The 624-nt window shown below is 71.6% G+C and carries 1 protein-coding gene; it reads left to right on the top strand.

From position 1 onward, the window contains the following. Positions 1 to 23: 23 nt before the first annotated feature. On the top strand, positions 24 to 624 hold a 601-nt coding region (locus ETD96_RS44240; RefSeq protein WP_240808660.1), incomplete at its 3' end, for an amino acid permease.

Below are 624 nucleotides of genomic sequence, written 5' to 3'. Positions count from 1 at the left end.
TGGGCAACATGATCGGGTCGGGTGTGTTCCTGCTGCCCAGCTCGCTGGCGGAGTTCGGGCCGATCAGCCTGGTGGCGTGGGGGTTCACCGCGGCGGGGGCGATCCTGCTGGCGCTGGTGTTCGCACGCCTGTCGCGGGCCTACCCCCGAACCGGGGGCCCGTACGCCTACGCGCGGCGCGCGTTCGGTGATTTCGTGGGGTTCCAGACCGCGTGGGGCTACTGGATCGCGGTGTGGGCGGGCAACGCCGCGATCGCGGTGGCGTTCGTGGGCTACCTGGCGCACTTCTGGCCGTCGCTGGGCCAGGACAAGGTGGCGGCCGCGGCGGTCGGGGTCGCGACGATCTGGCTGCTGACCGCGGTCAACGCCTACGGCGTCCGCGAGGGCGGCGCCGTCCAGGTCGTCACCACCGTCATCAAGCTGGTGCCGCTGCTGATGATCGCGGTCGGCGGGCTGTTCTTCATCGAGTCGGGCAACTTCGGGGAGTTCAACGCCAGTGGCGGCAGCGCGTTCGGCGCGGTGACCGCGGCGGCGGCGCTGACGCTGTGGTCGTTCATCGGGCTGGAGTCGGCCACCGTCCCCGCCGAGGACGTCCAGGAGCCGGAGAAGACCATCCCCCGCGCCA

It is taken from the genome of Actinomadura geliboluensis, from assembly GCF_005889745.1.
Classification (GTDB): Bacteria; Actinomycetota; Actinomycetes; order Streptosporangiales; family Streptosporangiaceae; genus Spirillospora; species Spirillospora geliboluensis.
Note: the sequence above shows the minus strand (reverse complement) of the source record. Positions and strands in the feature narration are given on the sequence as shown.